Here is a 1,702-nt window from a genome sequence, read left to right as displayed (position 1 = left end):
TGCTATAGTCCCCTTAAGGTTGACAGATGAAATACTATAATTCATCTGTTAACTTTAAGGGGATTTTTCTATGCCTAGAACTAGATTTACAGCTATGGAGAAGCTGGATATTTTAACTGGTCTATCACAGACCAACTTAACCAGGACCAAATACCTGGAGCGGTACGGTATTGATCACTCTACGATTCGGACTTGGAAAGAACATTACGAGCGTGATGGCCTTGACGGCCTAAAAGAACGTCACAGTTGGACACGTTATAGTACAAAGACCAAGCAACAGGCTGTAGAAGCCTATCTAAACGGCAAAGGAAGTTTAGCTGAAATTAGTCATCGTTTTGGAGTGAGAAACCGTAAACAACTTCGCGACTGGATCAAGAAATTCCAGTATAATGGGGCCAATAAATCATTGACGGCTACGCCGTCAAGAAGGCAGGTCCGCATTATGAGTCGTAAAACGACATTCGAAGAACGAATTAAGATTGTGGAGTATGTCACGGCTGGAAAGCATTCGTACTCTCAAGCAGCTGAAAACTTCAACGTTTCTTACCAACAGGTGAGATCCTGGGTTCTCAAATCTAAAAACGGTGGTTACACAGCATTAAAGGATAGGCGTGGACGCACTAAACCAGTTGAAGAGATGACTGAGGTTGAACGTCTAAAACTGGAGAATCGTCAACTAAAGGCTCAGCTCAAGGAACAGGAGGTAATGGAGCTCTTCGCAAAAAAATTCCGAGAACTACAGAACAAGGAGTGAACGCCCAACATAAATTAGTATTCCAGACAATCCAGGAACTCAGCCCACAGATTCATGGCGCCCAAGCCATTATCCTTCGAAAAGTGGGTCTATCTCGCCAAGCATTTAATCAATGGCTTCATCGTGAAGAAACCCCTTGGGAGCAACAAGACACGTTACTCAAACAAAAGGTACTCCGGTACTTCAACGAACATCGACAGAGAATCGGTGCAGGAAAACTGAAGATCTATCTCAACCGTGATGTGGAACTTAACTTTTATGTCTCCCTTAAACGCGTTAAACGGCTTATGACCCTACTCCACCTCAAATGTCAGAGTAGAGTGAAGAAACATCATCATGTGAAGCAAGCTGAACAAGAATTACGAGATAACGTATTAAACCAGCGGTTTAATATGACAACTAAACCAAATGAAGTGTGGCTATCGGACGCCACTGAGGTTCATTACGGTATCAATGGCGAGTACAAGGCCCGTTTATGTGGGGTACTTGATCTACATGGCAGGTACCTTTTATCTTACAATCTGAGCGTTACTGAAACTAGTGACGCCATGATTGAGACCTTCAAACGAGCTTTCAACAAAGCTGGAGGGGCTCATCCGATGGTCCATACGGACCGTGGCTCGGCGTACACTTCCAAGGACTTTAATAGCCTGATGACCGAACACCAAGTCGTTCGGAGTATGTCACGACCAGGAACACCGTACGATAACGCTCCAATGGAGCGTTGGTGGAACGAATTCAAGTTAAACTGGTTGGACAGTCACCCATTGCCTAAGACTAGGAAAGAACTAATCAAGCTCATCGAGGAAGGTATTTACTACTTCAACTATATCGATCGTACAGCACAAAGAAACGGCTCCACCGCGGTTGAATACCGTGGTGAAGCCGCTTGAGTAAAGACGCTAAAATTATAGTATTTCATCTGTCAACTTGACAGGGACTAGTACA

Annotated in this window: 2 protein-coding genes; both read left to right on the top strand. The window is 44.1% G+C overall.

What is annotated here, in order from left to right:
- Positions 1-70: 70 nt before the first annotated feature.
- Complete coding sequence (locus EKM70_RS11265) at positions 71-754, top strand: helix-turn-helix domain-containing protein (RefSeq protein WP_125547829.1); 684 nt, start codon at positions 71-73, stop codon at positions 752-754.
- Entirely contained in the window at positions 751-1,647 is an 897-nt protein-coding gene (locus tag EKM70_RS11260; RefSeq protein WP_125547827.1) for an IS3 family transposase, read from the top strand. The genes EKM70_RS11265 and EKM70_RS11260 overlap by 4 nt, the downstream gene beginning before the upstream one ends.
- Positions 1,648-1,702 lie beyond the last annotated feature (55 nt).

Origin of the sequence: Levilactobacillus lindianensis, assembly GCF_003946095.1 — a bacterium.
GTDB lineage: Bacteria > Bacillota > Bacilli > Lactobacillales > Lactobacillaceae > Levilactobacillus > Levilactobacillus lindianensis.
Note: the sequence above shows the minus strand (reverse complement) of the source record. Positions and strands in the feature narration are given on the sequence as shown.